The following is a 3,607-nucleotide window of genomic DNA, read 5'->3' on the forward strand; positions in this document are numbered from 1 at the left end:
ATGCGGGGCAGCGCCCGCGCCGCGGCGGACTCACCGACGGCCTCTGCCGACACGTCCTGATAGAACAGGGCGCGCACCTCGGCGTTGGGCAGGCAATAATCCAGCTCGTCCGCCTTCACCCGCCAGTTCAGCGGCACCACGGCGATGCCGGCCAACTGGCAGGCCCAATGGATGGTCGCCATCTCCCAGCTGTTCTGCAGGGCGGTGGCGATGCGGTCGCCGGGATGCAGGCCGAGCCGGTCAAAGGCGCCGACCAGACGGCGGATGCGCTCCAGCCACTCCGCGTAGGTCAGGCGCAGATCGCCATCGACGACGGCCAGGGCGCCAGGGCTGCGCTCCGCGCTGGCCAGAATGCTGCGGCCGAGGTCAAACATGGGCGGCCTCCTCGCCTATGGGCTCTGAGGCCGTTGCTTGGCCCGTGACCTCCATCACGGCGCGGACGATGCCGGCATAGCCGGTGCAGCGGCAAAGATGGCCGCTCAGCATGTCGCGTAGCTCCTCTTCGGTGGGTTTGGGATTGCGGCCCAGGTAATCGGTCAGCGACATCAGGATGCCGGCCGTGCAGAAGCCGCATTGCAGGGCGTGATGCCGGCGGAACGCCTCCTGGAGCGCGGTCATGCGCCCCTCGTTGGCCTCCGCCAGCCCTTCGACGGTGTCGATGCGCCGGCCGTCGGCCTGCACCGCCAGGGTCAGGCAGGCGCGGACCGCCACGCCGTCGATGCGGACGGTGCAGGCGCCGCAGACGCCGTGCTCGCAGCCGACGCGGGTGCCGTGGGCGCCCAGTTCGTGGCGCAGGAAATCGCTCAGCAGCAGGCGCGGATTGGCGTAGCCGGTGCGCGGCTTGCCGTTCAGGACGATGGAGACGGCATGGCGCTCCTCCGCCGTCAGTGCGGATGTGGATGTCAGCGGCGGCATGACAGGGCCTCTTCAAGGACGGTACGGCCGATCCGGCGGACGAGGTCGCGGCGGTAGCGCGCGGTGGCGTGCTGGTCATCGTCGCCACCGAGATCCCAGGCGAAGGCGTTCAGCGCCTTGTCGAGGTCGGGCGGCAACCCACCGGCAACGAGCGGCCAGGACCGCAGCGTCGGGCGGTCGGCCACCCCGCCGACGGTGAGGCTGGCGGAGCGTTCGTCCACGGTGGCGGCGCAGGCGGCGATGGCAAAGTCGCCATGCCGCATCGACTGCTCGCGGAAGGCATGGCCGCTGCCGGGCCGGGCCAGGCGAAAGCGGACGCATTCGACGATTTCGTCCGCCGCCTTCACCGTGGTCAGCGGCCCCAGGAAGAAATCGGCGGCGGCGACGGTGCGGCGGCGCTTCGCATTGCGCAGCACCACCTCACCGCCGGTGGCGACCAGACAGAGCGGCGTCTCGGCGCTGGGATCGGCATGGGCGACCGAGCCGCAGAGCGTGCCGCGGTTGCGGGTCTGGAAATGGCCAACCCACGGCAGGGCGGCGGCCAGCAGCGGCACCTCCTGCGCCAGGGTCGGGCGGGCCAGCACCTCGGCCTGGGTGACGGCGGCGCCGACGGTCAGCCAGCCATTCTCGACGTTCAGGACCCGAAGCTCCTCCAGGCGGCCGAGGTCGATCAGCAGGCGCGGCTGCACCAGCCGCATGTTCAGCATCGGCATCAGGGACTGGCCGCCGGCGATCACGCGGGCGTCGTCACCCCCGGCCGCCAGTGCCGCCAGTGCGTCGGTGACCGTCGCCGGCCGCAGATAATCGAAGGGTGCGGGCTTCATTGCTTGAGTCCCAGAAAGCGTAGAAGGCGTGTCAGAAGCGACGGGTGTTCGGCCGGCGCAGCGGTGCCACCGGCGCGCGCCACCAGCTTCTCGAAGAACTGGCCGATCAGCAGGCGCGACGCGCTGTCGAGCATCCGGCCGCCGACCGCGGCGACCTTGCCGCCGACCGACGCGCCGTAGCGGTAGGTGACGCGCGTGCCGGTGAGCGTGCGCTCCAGCGTGACATGCCCGGTGCCGCTGCCCGATCCGAGTGCACTGGTGCCGCTGCCGGTCAGGGTCAGCGCATTGGGCGGGTCGAGGTTGGACAGCGCCACCTCCGCCGTGTAGCGGCCGCGTACCGGGCCGATGCCGACCACCACCTCCGCCCGGTAGGCGTTGGCACCGACGAGGTCCAGCGCCTCGCAGCCGGGCAGCAGCGCCGCCAACTCCTTCGGATCGAGCAGGATGGCCCAGACCTGTTCCGGCGTCGCCGGCACCTCGCGGCTGCCTTCTCCCGTCAGGCCGCGCCCGCCTGAGGCCGACGGAGCCGGTGCCGCTGTCACGCCCGCCGCCGCCGTCGGACGTGGTGGCTCCGGCGGATGGATCAGTGCGGCGATCTTTGCCGGGGTCAGCGGCAGCGACGGCACCGGTCCGCCGAGCGCGTCCGCCACGGCGTTGGCGAGGCACGCGGGCGTGCTCATGCAATTGCCCTCGCCGACCCCCTTGGCGCCGAGCGGCGTTACCGGCGACGGGCTTTCACGGTGGAGGATGACGGGCACCGGTACCTCGCAGGCGGTCGGCACCAGATAGTCGGCGAAGGTGCCGGACAGGAACCGGCCATCGTCGCCATAGGCGTATTCCTCGTACAGCGCAGTGCCGACGGCATGGGCGAAACCGCCGAGGATCTGGCCCTCCACCAGCAACGGGTTCAGCAGCCGGCCGGCATCATGCATGGTGACGTAGCGGTCGATCCGCACCGCACCCGTCGTCCGGTCGATCTCCACGCCGCAAAAATCGAAGATGAAGCCGTAGCAGGCCGAACTGTTGATGTGGTCGGCGTCGGTCGGCGCCTTCAGCGGCTCCGGGGTCCAGAAGGCGGTCTCGCGCAGCGCCGCCTCCTGCCCGTCGGGCAGCGTTCCCGGCGCCCAATGGCCGGCCGCGGCGACGCGGGAGAAGGACAGGCTGTTGTCCGGGTTGGCGTCGGAAAAGACCTTGCCGCCGGCGAAGCGCACATCGTCAGCCCGGCAATTCAGTTGGCCGGCGACCAGCGCAGCCATGCGTCCGCGCAGCCGGGTCGCCGCCACCTGGGCCGCCCCCGCCACCGCCCCGGCGAAACGGCTGGAATAGTTGCCCGACGCGATCGACCAGGCATCCTTGCCGGTGTCGAGATCGGTGTTGACCCGGATGTCCTCGAAGCGCAGGCCGAAGACGTCGGCCACCACCTGGGCCAGCACGGTGCGGTGCCCCTGCCCCTGGGGAGCCGAGGCCACCGTCACCGACACGCCGCCGGTGGGATCGACGGCGACGCTGGCGGTCGCCTGCGCGCCGTTCTTCGGACCGGCCTTGCGCCGTTCCCCGGCGGTCAGGACGGTGGTGATGTAGCCCATGTTGGAGATCGACGGCTCCACCACCGCGGCATAGCCGATGCCGTAGAGCCGCCCCTCCGTCCGCAGCGTGTCGCGCCGCGCCTTCAGCGCGTCGAGCGCCCCCTCGCGCACCGCCTGTTCCAGCGTCGCGCGGTAGTCGCCGCTGTCGAGCGTCCCGCCGGACGCGGTGCGGTAGGGCATGGCGTCGGCCGCCACCAAGTTGCGGCGGATGACGTCGAGCGGATCGAGCCCCAGCTCCGCCGCCACCCGGTTCATCAGCCGCTCCAGCCCGTAATAGAGCTG

General features: G+C 71.4%; 4 protein-coding genes. All 4 read right to left on the reverse strand.

What is annotated here, in order from left to right:
- Positions 1 to 374 (reverse strand): AMP-binding protein (locus J2848_RS35715; protein ID WP_253568870.1); only part of this gene is annotated, 374 nt, incomplete at its 3' end.
- Complete coding sequence (locus J2848_RS35720; RefSeq protein WP_149235742.1) at positions 367 to 915, reverse strand: (2Fe-2S)-binding protein; 549 nt, start codon at positions 913 to 915, stop codon at positions 367 to 369. The genes J2848_RS35720 and J2848_RS35715, both read right to left, overlap by 8 nt.
- The gene (locus J2848_RS35725; RefSeq protein ID WP_149235743.1) at positions 903 to 1,739 is read right to left on the reverse strand and encodes an FAD binding domain-containing protein; all 837 of its coding nucleotides are present in this window, start codon (positions 1,737 to 1,739) and stop codon (positions 903 to 905) included. Before J2848_RS35725 ends, J2848_RS35720 begins: the two co-directional genes overlap by 13 nt.
- Positions 1,736 to 3,607, reverse strand: a 1,872-nt coding sequence (locus J2848_RS35730; protein WP_149235744.1) for a xanthine dehydrogenase family protein molybdopterin-binding subunit, incomplete at its 5' end; no start/stop codon positions are given. The genes J2848_RS35730 and J2848_RS35725, both read right to left, overlap by 4 nt.

It is taken from the genome of Azospirillum lipoferum (assembly GCF_024170005.1).
In the GTDB taxonomy this organism is placed as follows: domain Bacteria; phylum Pseudomonadota; class Alphaproteobacteria; order Azospirillales; family Azospirillaceae; genus Azospirillum; species Azospirillum lipoferum.